6 protein-coding genes are annotated in these 16,821 nt (G+C 45.4%); all 6 read left to right on the forward strand.

Annotated elements, in window-relative coordinates; translation table 11 throughout:
- Positions 1-22 precede the first annotated feature (22 nt).
- The gene (locus DWZ93_RS04440) at positions 23-3,430 is read left to right on the forward strand and encodes a tubulin-like doman-containing protein (RefSeq protein ID WP_118452089.1); all 3,408 of its coding nucleotides are present in this window, start codon (positions 23-25) and stop codon (positions 3,428-3,430) included.
- Positions 3,431-3,458: 28 nt separating this feature from the next.
- Complete coding sequence (locus DWZ93_RS04445) at positions 3,459-5,504, forward strand: hypothetical protein (RefSeq protein WP_118452090.1); 2,046 nt, start codon at positions 3,459-3,461, stop codon at positions 5,502-5,504.
- Positions 5,501-9,526: a hypothetical protein gene (locus DWZ93_RS04450; protein WP_118452091.1), complete on the forward strand. Its 4,026-nt coding sequence runs from the start codon at positions 5,501-5,503 to the stop codon at positions 9,524-9,526. The genes DWZ93_RS04445 and DWZ93_RS04450 overlap by 4 nt, the downstream gene beginning before the upstream one ends.
- Positions 9,527-9,642: 116 nt before the next feature.
- Positions 9,643-10,869 carry a transglutaminase domain-containing protein gene (locus DWZ93_RS04455; protein WP_118452092.1) on the forward strand — a complete coding sequence of 409 codons (1,227 nt, stop codon included), beginning with the start codon at positions 9,643-9,645 and terminating at the stop codon, positions 10,867-10,869.
- Positions 10,870-10,873: 4 nt separating this feature from the next.
- Positions 10,874-14,641, forward strand: coding sequence for a toll/interleukin-1 receptor domain-containing protein (locus DWZ93_RS04460; protein ID WP_118452093.1), 3,768 nt, complete (start codon positions 10,874-10,876; stop codon positions 14,639-14,641).
- 15 nt (positions 14,642-14,656) lie between these two features.
- Positions 14,657-16,810, forward strand: coding sequence for a hypothetical protein (locus DWZ93_RS04465; protein WP_118452094.1), 2,154 nt, complete (start codon positions 14,657-14,659; stop codon positions 16,808-16,810).
- The last annotated feature ends 11 nt before the right edge of the window (positions 16,811-16,821 follow it).

The raw sequence follows: 16,821 nt of genomic DNA on the forward strand, positions 1-16,821 counted from the left end.
ACTTTAGTGAGGAGGAAGACAAATGATTGCACCAACATTATTAGTAGGACTTGGAGGAACCGGTTCCAAGATTGTAAGCCGTGTATCCAAGATGGTTACGGAGGAACAGCGAAAGCATATTGGTTTTGCAGTATTTGATACGGATATCAATGAGTTGCGCGAGATCCGTGAGGCCAATCCGTATATTAAGACAATTCAGACTTCTACGAAACTGACGGTAGGCGAGTATCTGAATATTGATACGCATGCCAGAGATACCTGGTTCCCGGTAAATGGTATTTTGAACAGCAAGTCGCTGACAGAAGGAGCCGGACAGGTAAGAGCGATTTCAAGACTTGCATTAGATACAGCAATTCGTGCCGGTAATATGGAGCCGTTACACAAAGCAATTGAAGAACTGTATAAGCTGGAAGGAGATTCCGGCGAGCAGGCTCTGCGTGTGGTAATTGTAAGTTCACTGGCCGGCGGTACCGGATCCGGACTGATCCTTCCGGTGGCACTTTACCTGAAGAATTATCTGGCAACAAAGTTCCAGGCAAGTGCGAATATTACACGAGGATTTTTTATCCTTCCGGAAGTATTCTATGAAGTGATTCGTGGACAGTCAGAGCGTAACAATCTGCGTTGTAATGCCTATGCGGCACTCCGTGAGCTGGATGCATTTTTGATGAAAGGGGATAAGACCCTGCCTGAGAAATATGACAAGACAGTACGTGTAGAGTTCCCACGCGTAGGTTCTTCCGAAGTAGAAGAATATGATGTAAGACCATATGATTTCTGCTTCCTGTTTGATGCACAGAATACAGAAGGTAAGAAGCTGAACAGCTTTAACCAGTATCTGGATCATGCAGCAAACTGTATTTATTCACAGTCTATCGGACCGATGAATAAGAGAAGCAATTCATCTGAGGATAATACAATCCGTGAGCTGTGTGCACAGAGAGGACGCAACCGTTATGCGGGAGCCGGTTCAGCGATGCTGATCTACCCGACAGAGGACGTAAAAGAATATATTGCACTTAACTGGGCAAAGGAATGTGTATCGAAGCAGTGGCTGGTATTTGATGATATGTACAGAGAACGCTGCATGGCAAATTCGGAAATGCGTGCGCAGGGATTCCATGTGAATGATATCGATCCGTCTATGAGTTATATCGGTTCGATTGAGCAGATGGCAAAACAGAAAGATCCGTTTGCCAAGGCAATTGAGGAGGCCTGCACCATCTATGATGACGGTGGATACAAGAAAGTCAGCGATAAATGGTCTGAGTACGTGGATCAGCTGAAGAAGTTTGTAAAGACCAGCGTGATGACAGGACAGCTGGATCTGGATTCACAGAAGAGACAGGCGATGGGACTGATCAACGATATCGAGGTCGGTAAAAAAGAGGCAAAAGAAGATCTGCAGTCTGCATTTATGGAAGTTGAGAAGTATAAAGATATGGTTATGAGACGGAGCGAGGATTCCGGAAGAACCATCGCATACACCATCTTCCGTGCAAAGAATGATTCTGCAACGAAAGACCGGCTTCCACACCAGATGGAGACATATCTGCGCGATCAGCATGACGCATTTATCCATCCGAATGCAGTCCGTTATTTCCTGTATCAGGCACTGGAACTGATGAAACAGGAAAAGGTATTTGTTGACAAAGAGAATAAGAAAAAAGAGAAGTTCTTTGATGACTTCTATAATATATTTGATGATCCGAAGACGGATGAGACAGAGACCGTGGATCAGCTGACAGAACGTAAGATTGATAAGAAGACGCAGCAGGAGATGAAGGATCAGTTCCGTTATTATCTGAGTGAGGTGGATAAGTACAGAACAAGCAGCGTGCTGGCAGAAGTACTGAGAGAAGGTATTGATTATATTACCAATCTGTGTGATGCGTTCCAGACCTTCTATGCATCTTTCGAAGATCGCATTGGCAAACTGGACAGAAGAATCAATTCTCTACTGAAAAAATATGTGAATACAGCTGGTAAAACTACACGTTATGTGTGTGCATCGGCTAACTGCTTTAACAGACTGCTGAAGGAAATGCCATATACCGGCAATACGATTACGATTGATAAGGAGCTGGCAGAGGACATTTATTCAAAAGTCCGCGGATATTCCATGATGAAGGACAAACCGGAAAATGGCGGATACTTCGAGGAATTATTCGAAGATGGAATCATTGGATATTTTGAAAAATCTCTGATGGAGATTTACGGTACAACGGTAAATATGGATGTACTTTCAGCACTGGAAAGAGAAGCTAAGTACGAGGCCAATGAATATGATTATGGACGTATAGAACAGTATGTGCGCCGTGTGATCGCAGAGACCAGAAGTCTTTCTAATCCATTTATCGAAAGACCGCTTGGAGAACAGAGGGAACCAATCGCAGCCTGCACATACAGCAAGCAGCTGGATCCGAAGGATGATTCTCCGAGATCTATGCTGATCGCTCAGGAACTTGGCAATTACGGTGGCAATCCGGATGAAGATATTCCGTTGAATATGATCATGTTCTATCAGGCAATCTACGGGCTGCGTGCCAATGGTCTGTCCAAGTTCGCTCCGGGAAGCGAAGCAGACGGAAGATGCGAAGGTGAGTATTACAAGGCATATTATGAACTGATCAGCCAGATTAAGCCGAAGTCAGATAAGACACCGGTGATCACTCCGCATATCGACCGTAAATGGCATATCATTACCTGTCTGCCGGATCTGGATGACGAGAATCAGGAACGTCAGGAGAGAAGAATTTACCGTGCATTTATTCTTGGTATGATCTTCAATCTGATCAGTTACCGGAAAATTGCAGAGGGCAAATATCTCTACAGACTGCAGTTAAATGGTATTGATACCGAAGAGTTTGTGGTATCGAATGGTACACCTTGTGATCATTACTATGAAGTGCTGGATGCGCTGATCATTAATCCGGTCGTTGTTAAGACAATCCTGAATTATATGGATAAGAAGTTTACGGCAGAGAAGAACAGCGCCGGTAAGATTACAATTGAGAACAGCCTTTTGATGAAGCATATCGGTAAGTTAAAAACAGATGAGTTTAAGAAGAGCGGACTGACAATCTTTGACCTTGCGTTGCTGTTGAAGGTATCTACACCGGCGGCAGAATTTGATAAGAAGGTCGGCAAAGATATCATGAGAGAGAGCCTGCAGATGATCTACGAATACATGAGTACCATCGTGCTTGGAGATGATCTTGACTGGATATATGGCAACTTCGTATTCGACCAGGTAAAAGCATTCGATAAAAATGTAGACTGGTATTTTGCAAACTGGAGAGACGATTTCAGCGATTACGTAGATGATCTGATGCAGATCGCAGCCAATGAGCTGGAGAACAAGGAACAGGAGAATCTGTGCGAGAAGATGCAGGAACTGATCGAGAACGCCAGAGAGAGACGAGAATAATTAGCAGAATATAAAGGCGGTGAAAGTAATGCATACAGTGATAATACTGAGTAAGCACTCATCGGATCTGCTGAGAGAATACCGCTATCTTTTTCAACCGTTTGTGGATAAGGGAGCCATTAGTTTCTGTGACTGGAATGAATCCGGAACAGACCTTGAAACGTCTGTCCCGGATCTGTACAAACAGATCAGAGGAAAAGTTGACTGGAGGACTGTGATCGTAAGTGCAGAGCTTGTCTATGGCAATCGGAAAGGTCCGGTGCCGGATGAGAAGAATCCATTTGATTTTCCGGCAGAGGCTGCAAAAGCAGCGGAGGATGCCGTGCCGCAGGATAGTGCGATACCATTGGTGCGTCTGACGCATATGATCTGTGGATATCCGGCAGCGCCGGTTAAGAATTTTGAAGAAGCTTATGAGTATGTGGATGTAGAGACGGGAGTGACTCACAGAGTAAGAGCTTCCGAACTTTCCAGAGAAGAGTTCTATGCCCTGTCAGAACAATACCGTGACGGTCTGCGTCCGATCTATCTGCAGGAGAGAGTATCGGAGGAAGCAGAAAAGGCGAGAAAGGCATTGGAAGAAAAGTATACGTTTTCTGATGTGCGTCCGCAGGAAGTCTACCTGTTCTCTCTGCGCAGACATCCGGATGATGAGAATTATATCTATGAGTCATGGAAGTCTCCGTTTGAGATGGAGAGTTCTGATTTCAGCCGGAGAAATAACTATCCGGGCATCTGCCGTTTTATCTGCGGCGATATTACGAATCCGGAGAACAGCCGCTATACCAGAGAACTGGTGGAATTCTGGATGGGCATACTGACGGTGGCTGTGAACCATATACCGGCCAGCATCCTGCAGGCATATAAGCTGTACCGGATGCAGATCGAGGTGTCAAAAGAAGAACTGGGAGAGACGTTGAACCAGCATCTGAATAAAATGGAAGCAGCGTCTGCGTTTGTACAGACGAGGCTCGATATGAAGCCGGAGAATGCATTTGAGGATGGTGCCAGGATTGTTGAAAAGCAGCGTATACCGGTAATCTTCACAGAAGTATCCGGAAAAGATCTGTATATTTCGACAAAAGATATCGGGCTTAGCAGAGACTGTCCGGCAGATGAACTGATGTATTGGAATACCAGTGTGCGCGAAAAGTCGGATAATGTGGAACGATATCTGAAGATGCCGAGACGGGCGGTAGACCGTGCGGCGGCGCAGGTGAAATCTCGTGCAGAAAGCTTTTTTGATGAAGAGTACGAACTGGATCGCTTTCAGATTGAAGAACTGGAAGAAGAGCTGGATACGCTGGAACTACAGATACTGACCAGCGATACCAGAAGTACAGTGGATGGAAAGCAGATTCAGAAGAAGGTTCATGAGATTGACAGGAAGGTGAAAAAAGACATTGCGGTGCGGATGCGCCGAGGTGTTGTGATCAGCACAGGAGTGTTAATTCTGCTTGTATATCTGATGGGATATATTCCGTATATGTTCAACTCGCTTCGTAATGGAGGTGGGGCATTTGCGGGAGCACTTGGCATAAGTCTTGGAGCGACGTTGATTGTGGCAATCGGAGGAATCGTTGCCTTGGTTCTTCTCAGAAAGCAGATCGTGGCGAGTATGGAGCGGTTCAATGATCTGATGCGTTCGGTAGTTAATAGTGTAAATACTTCTGCGCATAAGTATGAGGAGTATTTTTCAACCCTCTGTACTTATATGAAGGCACAGTCTATCTATGCAGGGGTCACAAAGCGCAAGGATGCGGTGTCAGCACGCGTGCAGAAGCTTCGGACGCATAAGCAGGCACTCAGGACAACGATCGCAAGAGATGAAGAGCTGGCGGAAGCGTTTGGTATTCGAAGAGCGGCAGCATTTGAAAAGAATGTAACCAGATTTTTTGATGAAGATAAGGTGCCAAAGGATAACAGGCTTTACTATTATGAAATAGACGGAGGGAAGACAGAGATTCCGCTTAATACAGCGGGAGATATGATCTGGGCTCCGTACAAATTTATTGCAGGTCTGAAGATTGAGAGAGAAGATCTGTATGAGGATGTGAAAGGAGAAGAGTCATGACAGGGATAATGCAATTGATCAAAATTATACTCTGTACAGCATCTTTCATACTCCTCTGTACAGCGAGTCTGAAGATTAATCTGAATGAGTCGGAACGTGCAAGGCAGTTCCCGATGCCGGTAATTGCATTTGTGTATTGTCTGGTCGTGCTGATCTTTTTGAATGGGATCTATGGTGTGACTACAGAATTGGTTGCATATGGAGTTAAGACGCTTCCGGCACTTCGACAACTGAAGCTTCAGAAGTATCTGGTGTATCTGGTGAATCTTCTGATGGTGGCAGGATTCCTGATCGTGAAGCTGATTGCACTGCATGTTCTGAAAAAGAAGCACCACGCAGCAGAAGGATTGATTGAAACAGCCTGTGGCTGGTGCTATGAGTATGATAAAGAGCTGGATAAATGGTTTATAAAGCCGGAATATTCACAGATTCGGTTCATGTGGAAAGGCATCTATTATACGGCAGTCGGCGTGTCGGCACTGGTGTTTGTGCTGTCACAGTACTTTCCGACATTTGCGGCATTCCGGTCGGTATTTTATCCGGTATTTGGCTTGATCGTGCTGGGCGAAATGATCTGCTTTTTGTCCGGTCTTACCAAGAGACAGTTTATCGGGGATATCCTCGGTGAAGATGAAGATGCTTACAAGGTGGCCAATTATGGCCTTCTGCGAGATGTGCTGAAGACTCTGTTTGGCAAGCATGTATTATATGATACGACAATCGATAATGGTATTGGTGTTCCGGCAGCATTTGAGACGCTGGAAGAGCTCTGCGAGAGCAAGGATGGCGCATCAGCGAATCTTGGCAGATATTTCCGGGTGCTGAAGGAAAGTGGCAAGGACATTGATCCGGGATATGTAAAGAGCTGCATTAAGCTGATGAAAGGACAGAGCGTATTGTTCTGTAACCCATTTTACCGGGATCTGACAGATTATCTGATGATTCCGATGACGAGACAGCTGATGAAGAATCGGAAGACTCTGGTGGTCATGGGTAGAGACTCCTCCACGGATGATGTGAAACTGTGGCTGGAGCAGGGAATCATAGAACAGATCAATACGGACAGTCTGTGGAAAGTAGAAGTACTGAACACGGCTGTGACGAATGCTGATATCGGGATTCTGAAATTCAGTGATCTGTTTAATTTTGAAATACAGCAGAGAAATGCAGAGTTTTTTGAAAAAGTCGGATTCGTATTTATCGTAGAACCATCGAAGCTTCTGGCGACCGGACAGATTGGATTGAATCTGCTGGTTGGAAGATTTCATAAAGAAGTGCCGGTTGTGTATGCTGCTTGTGACCGTAACTGTGACGGGCTGGTAGATGCGTTGTCGCATACACTTCGTACGAATATTACAGAAGTATCGGCAACCAGCCAGAGTGCATCGATCACATCGATCATGTGCTGGGATGCGGACGGCGAATACATGCACCACAGAATATTCTCCAATATTTCCCGATATATGGGTATCGGTACAGAGATTAATTCGGTAGCATTAAAATATCAGATCGCGAATACCAAATGGTTCAGTGGTGATAAATTCCCGGTTCTGGATATGAAATGGATCGCAGGACAGTATTATAAAAAAATCTGTGGATTTGCAGATCTTCCGGTAAGCCAGGAAAGCTTTAATAAAGCATTTCAGGTGGACTCCAATCTCTGGAGTGCAAGGTCGCAGGAAAATGCGTTTCTGGTTGTGGAAGATGAATTCCAGAATCTGTTCGAGATGGTGCGCCTCTATGCGACCAGAGCAAAACAGCAGGGATTTATCAATGTGGTCAGCGAGAACTATCTGCTGAGAGACTATATGTTTGCAAATGCAAAGACATTTCTGGCAGACCCGAAAGCAGTACCGACTATCGTAGCAGATTATACCAGGTCAGAGCGTAATACCGTGTTAAAACTCCTGATGCGTATGGCAGGTGAACCGGTATGTGAGGATGATATTGCAGAAGCATTCATGGTAAGCGGTATTGTGTACGATGAGGATACACCGGCAGATACATTGAAAGAGCTGATCTATAAGCATTGTAATATTGATGAGATTAATATCCGGATACATTTCCGGGATGAACTGATGGAAGACGGACTTCGGACCATCACCAGAAAGTATTATGAGATCGAAGAACATACAGAGATCGCTGAGTTTGTCAAGAATCTGAAGAATGCATATTATATTGCAGAGGATGAAAAGGGAGAGACATATTATATCGGTGCGAAGCTTTACGGACACATTTTCCAGGCGCTGATTCCTGGGCAGTTCCTGACTTATGGGGGCAAATACTATGAAGTGCAGTCGATCACACCGCGCAATGGCGTAGTTGTAAGAAGAGCAGCCGACCATATTACGGGGCGTAAGTATTACCGTCAGATTCGTCATATTGCGATTCGTAACTGGCAGGATGATACCAGCGTGGGCGGTCAGAAATCACTTGGGGATATCCGTATTCTGAAAGGATATTGTCAGGTAGAAGTGCAGACAGACGGATATCTGGAAATGCAGGATTACCATGATCTGAAAAATGGCCGTCATATCTATGTAAGCAGTATTCCAGTGCGTTCATATCGCAATAAACTGGTGATGAAAGTGGTATTTCCGGGAGCATCTGAACGGATCCGTTATACGATGGCACTGATGCTTAATGAGATTTTCCGCACAACTTATCCGGATGCATATCCATATATCTGTGCGGTGACTCCATTCAGTACGGAAAGTGAGATTCCGGAGAATCTGAAATATGCGATGTATTCAATGGAGAGTGAATCTGAAGAACCGGGCATATACATTGTAGAAGACAGTGAGATTGATCTGGGACTGATTACCTCTGTGGAGCGTAATCTGGAGCGATATTTTGAGATTATCACGGAACTTCTGGGATGGCATGAGAGAAAGATGAAAGAGCATCCGAAGAAGGAGAAACCGGTCGAGAAGTTTGTGCCGGAATTCCCGGAACCGGAGGAACGCCCGGAGGCAGAGCAGACGGCAGAAAAGAAGAAAGGCATTATCCAGAAGATTAAAGAGAAGCTGTCTGGAAAGAAACAGCAGGCAGAGGTGCAGCCGGCATTGAAGGATGAGGAGCCGGAATTTACATATTCTGAGGGCGAAGAGCAAAAATCGGATCTGGAAAGTACAGAAACGAAAGAACCGGAGCAGCTCGTGCAGGACGAACAGGAGAACCATGAACTTACGGAATATCAAAAGCACTGCTTCCTGAAATATGGATATGATGAGATTGACGGTTTCCTGGATTTTGCAGGCACGACAGCATATCTGGCGGCATATGGCTATGACCATAACCCACTCCAGCAGGTGCGCGATAAGGAAAAGGCAGCGCAGGAATATATCAGGGCATATGATCCGGATAAACTTGGTGCTCATTTCTGTGATTTCTGTGGCGTAGAGATTGCAGGCGGTGAGTACGATGTGCTGAAGGATGGCAGAGAGCGGTGCAGCCACTGTTCTTCAACCGCACTGCGGACAGGGGAAGAATTCAAAGATGTGTATAAGATGGTACTTCGCAATATGGAGATCTTCTATGGCATTAAGATCAATGCGGCGATTAAAGTACGCATGACAGATGCGAGGACGATCGCAAAGCATTTTGGTGAAGACTTTGTACCGACACCGGGTGTGGATGGAAGAGTGCTTGGATTTGCACAGAAAGATGCGTCCGGTTACAGTCTGTATATTGAAAATGGCTCACCGAGGCTCGCTGCTATGGCAACGATTGCTCACGAACTGACTCATATCTGGCAATATCAAAACTGGGATGATAAGAAGATCATAGAAGCTTATGGGGCACAGAATCGTCTGGAAGTATATGAAGGTATGGCGAAATGGGCCGAGATCCAGTATCTGCTGTATCTGAATGAGACTGCTTACGGAAAGAGAGAGCAGGTTCGAACGATGATGCGGAGAGATGAGTATGGAAGAGGATTTATTCAGTATATGAAGAAATATTCTCTGTCTTATCAGCAGGAAAAGAAACGTACACCGTTTCAGGAATTTCCGCCGCTGTAAGAGATGGACAGCAGGAGCGGAGCATGCACTCATAAAGAGGCATACTCCGCTTTTACTGCATTACATATGATGGGGATTTGGGCAGATACCATCAATTAATCAGGGAGACTTAAGGAATGAAAAAAGGGTTATCAGTTATTAAATATATATTGTTATCATTGGTGCTGTTTTTCGGCGGTGTAATGATAGAAGTGTCACCGACGGATTTTGTTAAGGCGGTTACACAGGATGTGAAAGATCTGACGCCGGATCAGAAGGATGACCCGGACAAGGCGAAAGATGTGCAGGATCAGGCACAGGCAGATGATAAAGATAAAGAAAAAGAACCGAAAGAAAATTACCTGAGATATTATTATTCTCTGCTGGATGGTACAGAGAAAAATTGTTATGACAAAGTGTGCGATGCAATAGAAAATGAGGAAGCATCCGTTGAGCTGGAAGGGATAGATAAGGATCAGCTGGCACGGATCTTCCAGAGTGTGTATCTGGACTGGCCGGAGTATTTCTGGCTGGATTGTCTGCAGTATACATACAATACGAACCCGACAGGGGTGATCTTGAATTTGAATTATAATTATACGGGTGCAGAGCGTGAAAAGAGAGAGGCAATCGTAAAGCAACAGTCAGAAGAGATATTGGCAGGAGTGCCGGCTGGCGGTTCGGATTACGATAAGGTGAAATATGTCTTTGAGACGCTGGTAGACATGACGGAATATGATCTGTCTGCCCCGGATAATCAGAATATATATAGTGTATTTGGTAACTGGACAACGGTGTGTGCGGGATATGCAGGAGCTACGAAGTACCTGCTTGACCGGGCAGGCGTGGATTGTATCTGGGTAACGGGAACCGGAGGAGGCGGACCACACGCATGGAATATCGTGAAATGTGATGGACAGTATTATTACGTGGACACTACCTGGGGGGATCCTGGTTACCGGGAACTGCAGGGAGAAGATGTGACGAAAGAGTTTATTGCATATGAATACCTGTGCTGTTCCGGGCAGATGCTGAATCAGACACATACACCGGATAGTACTTATCCGCTGCCGGAATGTACGGATACTTCTCTGGAATATTATCGGATGAAGGGCAGATATCTGGAAACGGCAGATGCCGGAATGACACTGGATATTATGAAACAGGCCTATAATGATGGAAAAAAATATACAAAGATTCAGTATGCAAGTAATGATCTGATGAATCAGATTATGGAACAGCTGAAAGGCGATCTGTCACAGCAGATGATGGAATATATGAAAGCACAGAGCGGACAGGAGCCGAAAGAAACGCGATGGGAATATCAGCCGGCCAGCAGTGTGCTGATCGTGTACTGGGAGTAGAGAGATGAGAAGAGCAAGAAAGAAGCCGGTAAGGGTAAATGCGTACAGACTGGGAGAACAGAGTGAAGGGCTTGACAGACTGATAAAAGAAGGTCTGGTAAGTCAATCAGATGACGGAACCTTTGAAGTACATACAATGGAAACGAAAGATGAAAAGGGGGAGACGGCAAATGCAGGAGACTATGTGAAGCTAGATGCATTCGGCAGACCGTACCCCAATAAGGCAGAGTTCTTTGAAAAGAATCACAGGCATATAGATGGTGATCAGTATGAGCAGTTTCCAAAAGACCGGGAAGTCTGGATGATGGGTGATGCAATGTGCCCGGAGGTTGAGTTCCTCATAGAGCAGGGAAGGCTGGAACTTCATAAGGAAGATCCGGAACATTATTTTAAGGGAACCGGTTGGGGTACAAAGCTTACCGCATCCAGTGATGCGGCACTTGTATTCTATGAGATTAAGCGGAATGCCGGTGGAAATATTGTGGATGCTGAGTTTAACTTTGTGGACAGAGATACGTTTGAAGAGACCTATGAACTGATCAAAGATAAAGAACCGGTCAGGTATGATGCATTTATCAGTTACAGTCACAGCGAGCCGGATGCATTTGTAGCAGGAAAGCTGCATACCATGCTGGAGCATTATAAGGTGCCGAAGAAGATTCAGGAGATCAGCGGTAAGAAAAAGATTGAACGGGTATTTCGCGACAGAGAGGAACTTCCATTGTCTGCAAATCTGGCAATGGGTATCTGTGAGGCACTGGAAAATTCGGAATATCTGATCGTTATCTGCTCACCGAGATCCGTGAAGTCGGAATGGGTACAGCGGGAGATTGAGACATTTCTGCTGACGCATACGAAGGACAAAGTGCTGACACTGCTGGCAGAAGGTGAGCCGGAAGTGGCGTTCCCGGATAGCTTGTGTTATGAAGAGAAAATATTGCATCGACCGGACGGTAAGGCAGAAACAGTTCGTGAACGCATCGAGCCGATGGCAGCAGATGTGAGAGGTGCCGATCACAGAGAGATAGAGAAGAAGCTGAAGGAAGAGTTTTTAAGAATATTAGCGCCGATGCTTGGCTGTACTTATGATGAGCTGAAGCAGAGACACCGGGATTACATGTTCCGCCGTGTGATCGCGGGTGTGAGTGCGGCAGCAGTGTTGGCAGTCGGAGTGACCGCATTTACACTGTATCAGGCAGCAAAGACGGAAGCACAGTATCAGGAGGCGAGGCGCAATCAGGCAAGATATCTTGCGGGCATTTCCGGGGATCTGTTAGACAGCGGTGACCGAATGGGTGCACTTAAGACCGTGATGGCGATCACGCCGGACGATCCGGACGCCGATGAACCGGTGGTGCCGGAGCAGATGTATGCATTGAACCAGGCGCTGTATTCTTATCAGCACACGGATACAATCATAGACTATAAGACGGATCGCTCTTATGAACTGGATGCACAGGTGCGGGCACAGGATGGGGATCAGCAAGAATACCTGAGCCCGGACGGAACGGCATATTTTTGTCTGGATCAGCAGGGAACAGCGTATGTACTGGATGTTGAATCAGGTACCTGTACATGGAAGATAAATCCGGGCAAATTGAAAGGGTATGATGGCGGTGCATTTCAGTATATCGCACCAATATCAAACAATCAGATGGTTGCAGTGTCTGACGAACAAATTCTGATTCTGGACTGGAAGAAGAAAAAAGTTATAAGTAAGATCGAACGTCAGGGAGAAGAAACTAAGGCTGTGAATCCTTACTATGCAATATCTGGTATGAAACTTGCTGTTACAGATGGACAGATTCTGTGGATTTATGATCTGGAACAGAAAGCATGTATACATCAGATAGAGTATGAGTATGAAAGTGATAGATGGTTTATTATATCATCTATGGTGTTTAATGAAGATGGAAGCGAAATTGCGATGAGTGCTGGCAGTCCTGCGGAGGAAAATATTGAAAGAGGTGTCATATGTGTGTCTCTTGCAGATGAGAGCATTACCAGGCTTTCTGATGCGGATTCGGATGTGATGACATATGCGGGGGAACATCGTGTGGCAGTGGTGCAGTGTGAACTTGTGGGAAGAGCGAAGGCATATGAAGATAAACCTCCATGCAGGTATTATGTGACAATGTATGATACGGAGTCTGGAGAATGCATTTGGACATCGGAAGACTATGACGTACAGGCAATATCCAGACCATGTACCATACAGATGGCTTCTGCGAATACGGATGGAAAGGAACAGGGTATGATAGCAGTGTCGCTGAAAGATAAATTTTTACAATTAGACTCAGAAACGGGAAATACTGTGTGCTCGCAGGTATATTCCAGCAATATTGCAGGTGTGAGACATGAACGGGATGAGAGGTATATAGTAGGCCTGGAGGATGGAAGAATGTATCCGGCATTCGCGGGGGAAATTATTGGGAATGTCGGAGATCTGGTGATCGGAGAAATTCATAAGAATATTGGAAATGTGGAATATAGCGATGCGATGAGAAGTGTAGTTAGGACAGAAGAGTCTGGAAGAAAAGTAACTTTTTGCAGACTGGTACAGGATACACAGATGAAGGAACTCACATTTGACAGTTCGTGTAACGATATAGAATATATATCAGTCCCTGAGGGGGATGATACGGCTACGTATCGTGTGGTCGAAGGAGGAGATGACGTAATAGGAGATGTTAAGACACTGAGCGTACTGAAAGTTGGGGAGGATAAAGTAATCTATGAATACCAGTGTGAAGAAGATTCCGAGATAAAAGATGTGAGCATCTGCAAACTGGAGAATCAGACCTGCCTGATGTTTTATGACAAAGCAAGAGGTGAGACACTGGTAGACTTGGATACGGGGAAGGTGTTGTGGAGACAGCTTCTGAAAGAAAGTGATTACCAGAATTATGCTGTGCAGTGTTTTCATCAGACAGAAAGATGCGTTGTATATGGTTGGCGCCGTTTTATTGTGGCAGATATGACGGAAGACGGGATTGATGTTTCGAATAAAGGCGGTCTTGTAGATGATGAGAAGTTCGTGGATGCAGAAAATTCTATTGACGATATTGCAGTCACAGCAGATGATAAATATGTGATTATGGAGGTGCGTGATTATGGTTCCTATTTTTTGAAAGTATGGGATGTAGAAGCAGGAAAATGGAAGAAGATCGATGGCAAGCGGGAGTATCCGGTAGGAGCTCGGAACGGATTTGCATTGGGTAAGGAAAGCCCGGTACTTGCAGTATATACGACAGATGGTACGATCGATATCCTGGATCTGGAAACGGGAAATTGTAAGCAGTCGCTTGCCAGCGGATATTACAAATCGATGCAGTGTGCATTTATGAATCAGGATCAGTATCTGTTAAGCTATGGTGACAATCAGTATCTGACTATGTGGGATGTGGAATCCGGCAAAGTGCGGATGGAGGATGATTCCGGAGATGCCAGTGGCAATCTTGTGACAGATGGAAATAGCAATTATTTTGGACTTATGTATCGTGGTTACAGGTGGAGTGATGGCGATTATAAGGATTCCAGCCTGAGAGTATATTCGGTAGATGACGATGGACAGTTTTACGCTTATGCGGATGTGCCGAGTGGATATGCCAGCTTTGAGGGCAATGAGATATTTGTGGTCCGGCTGGTAGGTGAGAATGGCTATTACGCACCGTTATATGATTATCGGGAACTGAAGAAACGCGCAGAGGATGTACTGGATGGAGCGACACTTACGGATGCAGAAAAAAAGCAGTACTTTGTGTCGGAATAAAGGAGTAATTAGAACATGATATGGAAGATATGTTTTGCTATGGCAATTTTGTTTGTCCTAGCAGGGACTGTGGTGTATATCATCTGCAGAAAACAGGGAGCAAGTCGAATACAATATCTGGGCGCGGGTGTATTTCTTGCGTCGGTAGCCATGTGTTTCCCGGTGATGAATATGCAGGAGAATGCGGGAATCGCGCTGGCAATGTGTATTTCTCACAGTATTCGGATGTTTGTGGTGGATACCGGTGCGGATGATATCCTCAGTATGCTTACGAGAGATATGCTCGGTTCTATGCTGCTTCCGTATAAAATGCTGGCGGCGACGCTGTATCTGCTGGCGCCGGTATTTACATTAGGCGTGGTGCTGCAGTATTTTTCAAATACATTTGAGCGGCTACGGATGCGTTTGAAGAAAAAACATGATCTGTATATCTTTTCGGAATTGAATACACGTTCGTTAGAGATTGCCACCGATATGTGGAGTTGTGCAAAAAAAGCGGGACGCAGACTGGAAATCGTATTCTGTTGTTCTGACAAGAAGGACAGTGTTAATACGGATCAGGAAAAAAGTGCACGTAAGCTGAATGCGGTGCTTTTGCCGGAAGAGATCATACATGTGAGACTGAATAGTCAGAGACGCAGGGTGAATTATTATATAATCTCAGAAGACGATGATGCGAATGTAGATCAGACACTGAAAATGATTCATGACATGACAGGTGGATCAGCCTGGTATACCAAACAGAGGTTGTGTCAGAGAAATGTGACACTTCATTGTTATGCAACCAATGCGGAAGCGGAGATTCTGTTGGATGCCAAAGATAAGCAGGATCTGAAAGTTGTGCTTGTAGACGAAGTACGGGATGCAGTCTATGAACAGTTATATGAATATCCGCTGTACACGAATCAGATGAAGACAGGTGGAGCAAAGCAGAATACGCTTACGCTGTTGATTGTGGGCGGTGGCAAAGCAGGCTGTGAATTTCTGAAGGCGGCTGTCTGGAGTGGTCAGATGATAAGCTATAAGCTGAATATTCATCTGTTTGACCTGGAGGGGACAAATCTGCAAGAGAGATTGGAAGAAGAATGTCCGGAACTTCTGGCAGAGGAAGGAAATTATCAGATCTGTATCCACGAAGGCGATGTATTCAGCGGCACAATGCAGAGCGAACTGGACGCATTAGGACAGGTGGACTATTGTGTATCAGCGCTGGGAGATGATGAGAGATCAATTCGTGCAGCGGTATGGATGAGACGCCATTTTTGCGCAAAAACGGGATATACGAAACCATTTATCTGTGCGTATGTGCAAAGCTTGGCAAAGAAAATGGCGGTCAGTGAACTTTCAGAAAATACGAGAAGAAAGACCAGTCTTTCCTATGATATTGTGCCGTTTGGATGTGGCGGGGTTTATTATGGTAATGAATCAGATGCGGCATTTGTACTGGAATATCTGGGACTTGGTGTGCAGTCACATTATTTCCGTCTGAACCGGGGATCCGATGCAGAGTCCCAACGGTATGCAGTGCAGAACTTTTATGAAAAGCAGGGCAATCGCCGGTCGAGTATAGCGAATGGCATGCATATCAATACCAAATTATGGGAAATGGGATATGGTATTCTGCGTGTGCCGGAAAAAGGCGAAGAACTGGAATGTTACCGCAGGTGCGTAAAGCCGGTGGATTTTGCTGAGATACTGGCATCATTAAGTGAAACAGAGCGTGCGGCTTATTACAATCTGGAACATGAACGATGGATGGCATATGTCCGCACGGAAGGATGGAGACTGGCAAGTAACGGAGGCAGGACGCTTGCGGAGATCCGTGCCTGCTATGAGCTGTATTGCGAGGAGTTCAAGAATCAGAATTATCTGGCGAAAATGCATCCGGCACTGGTGCCGATAGAGAGCGACGATCCATCAGTAGCGACGCTTCAGCAGGTGGATGATATGATCGTGCAGGTGAACCGGGAAAAGGGACTTGGAGAATATTATCCGGATTATGTGCAGTCAGATGTGGAACTTGTGGATCATATCGGAGAAATCGTATCCGGTGTCTGGTGTGGACCGGAGGGCATGCAGATAGCAGGAACACTGGCAAAAGAAGGCACGTGTGTGATCTGCAGCCTGGAGGATATACACAGATATCAGGAAGAACGAAAAAGCTGTTGAACTCTAATCAT

The organism is Dorea sp. AF36-15AT (assembly GCF_003477705.1).
Taxonomy (GTDB): domain Bacteria; phylum Bacillota; class Clostridia; order Lachnospirales; family Lachnospiraceae; genus Claveliimonas; species Claveliimonas ammoniilytica.

Bases quoted from the DNA above. Each gene is read 5' to 3' on its own strand.
- DWZ93_RS04440 (WP_118452089.1), top strand. From the start codon at position 23: ATGATTGCACCAACATTATTAGTAGGACTTGGAGGAACCGGTTCCAAG.
- DWZ93_RS04445 (WP_118452090.1), top strand. From the start codon at position 3,459: ATGCATACAGTGATAATACTGAGTAAGCACTCATCGGATCTGCTGAGA.
- DWZ93_RS04450 (WP_118452091.1), top strand. From the start codon at position 5,501: ATGACAGGGATAATGCAATTGATCAAAATTATACTCTGTACAGCATCT.
- DWZ93_RS04455 (WP_118452092.1), top strand. From the start codon at position 9,643: ATGAAAAAAGGGTTATCAGTTATTAAATATATATTGTTATCATTGGTG.
- DWZ93_RS04460 (WP_118452093.1), top strand. From the start codon at position 10,874: ATGAGAAGAGCAAGAAAGAAGCCGGTAAGGGTAAATGCGTACAGACTG.
- DWZ93_RS04465 (WP_118452094.1), top strand. From the start codon at position 14,657: ATGATATGGAAGATATGTTTTGCTATGGCAATTTTGTTTGTCCTAGCA.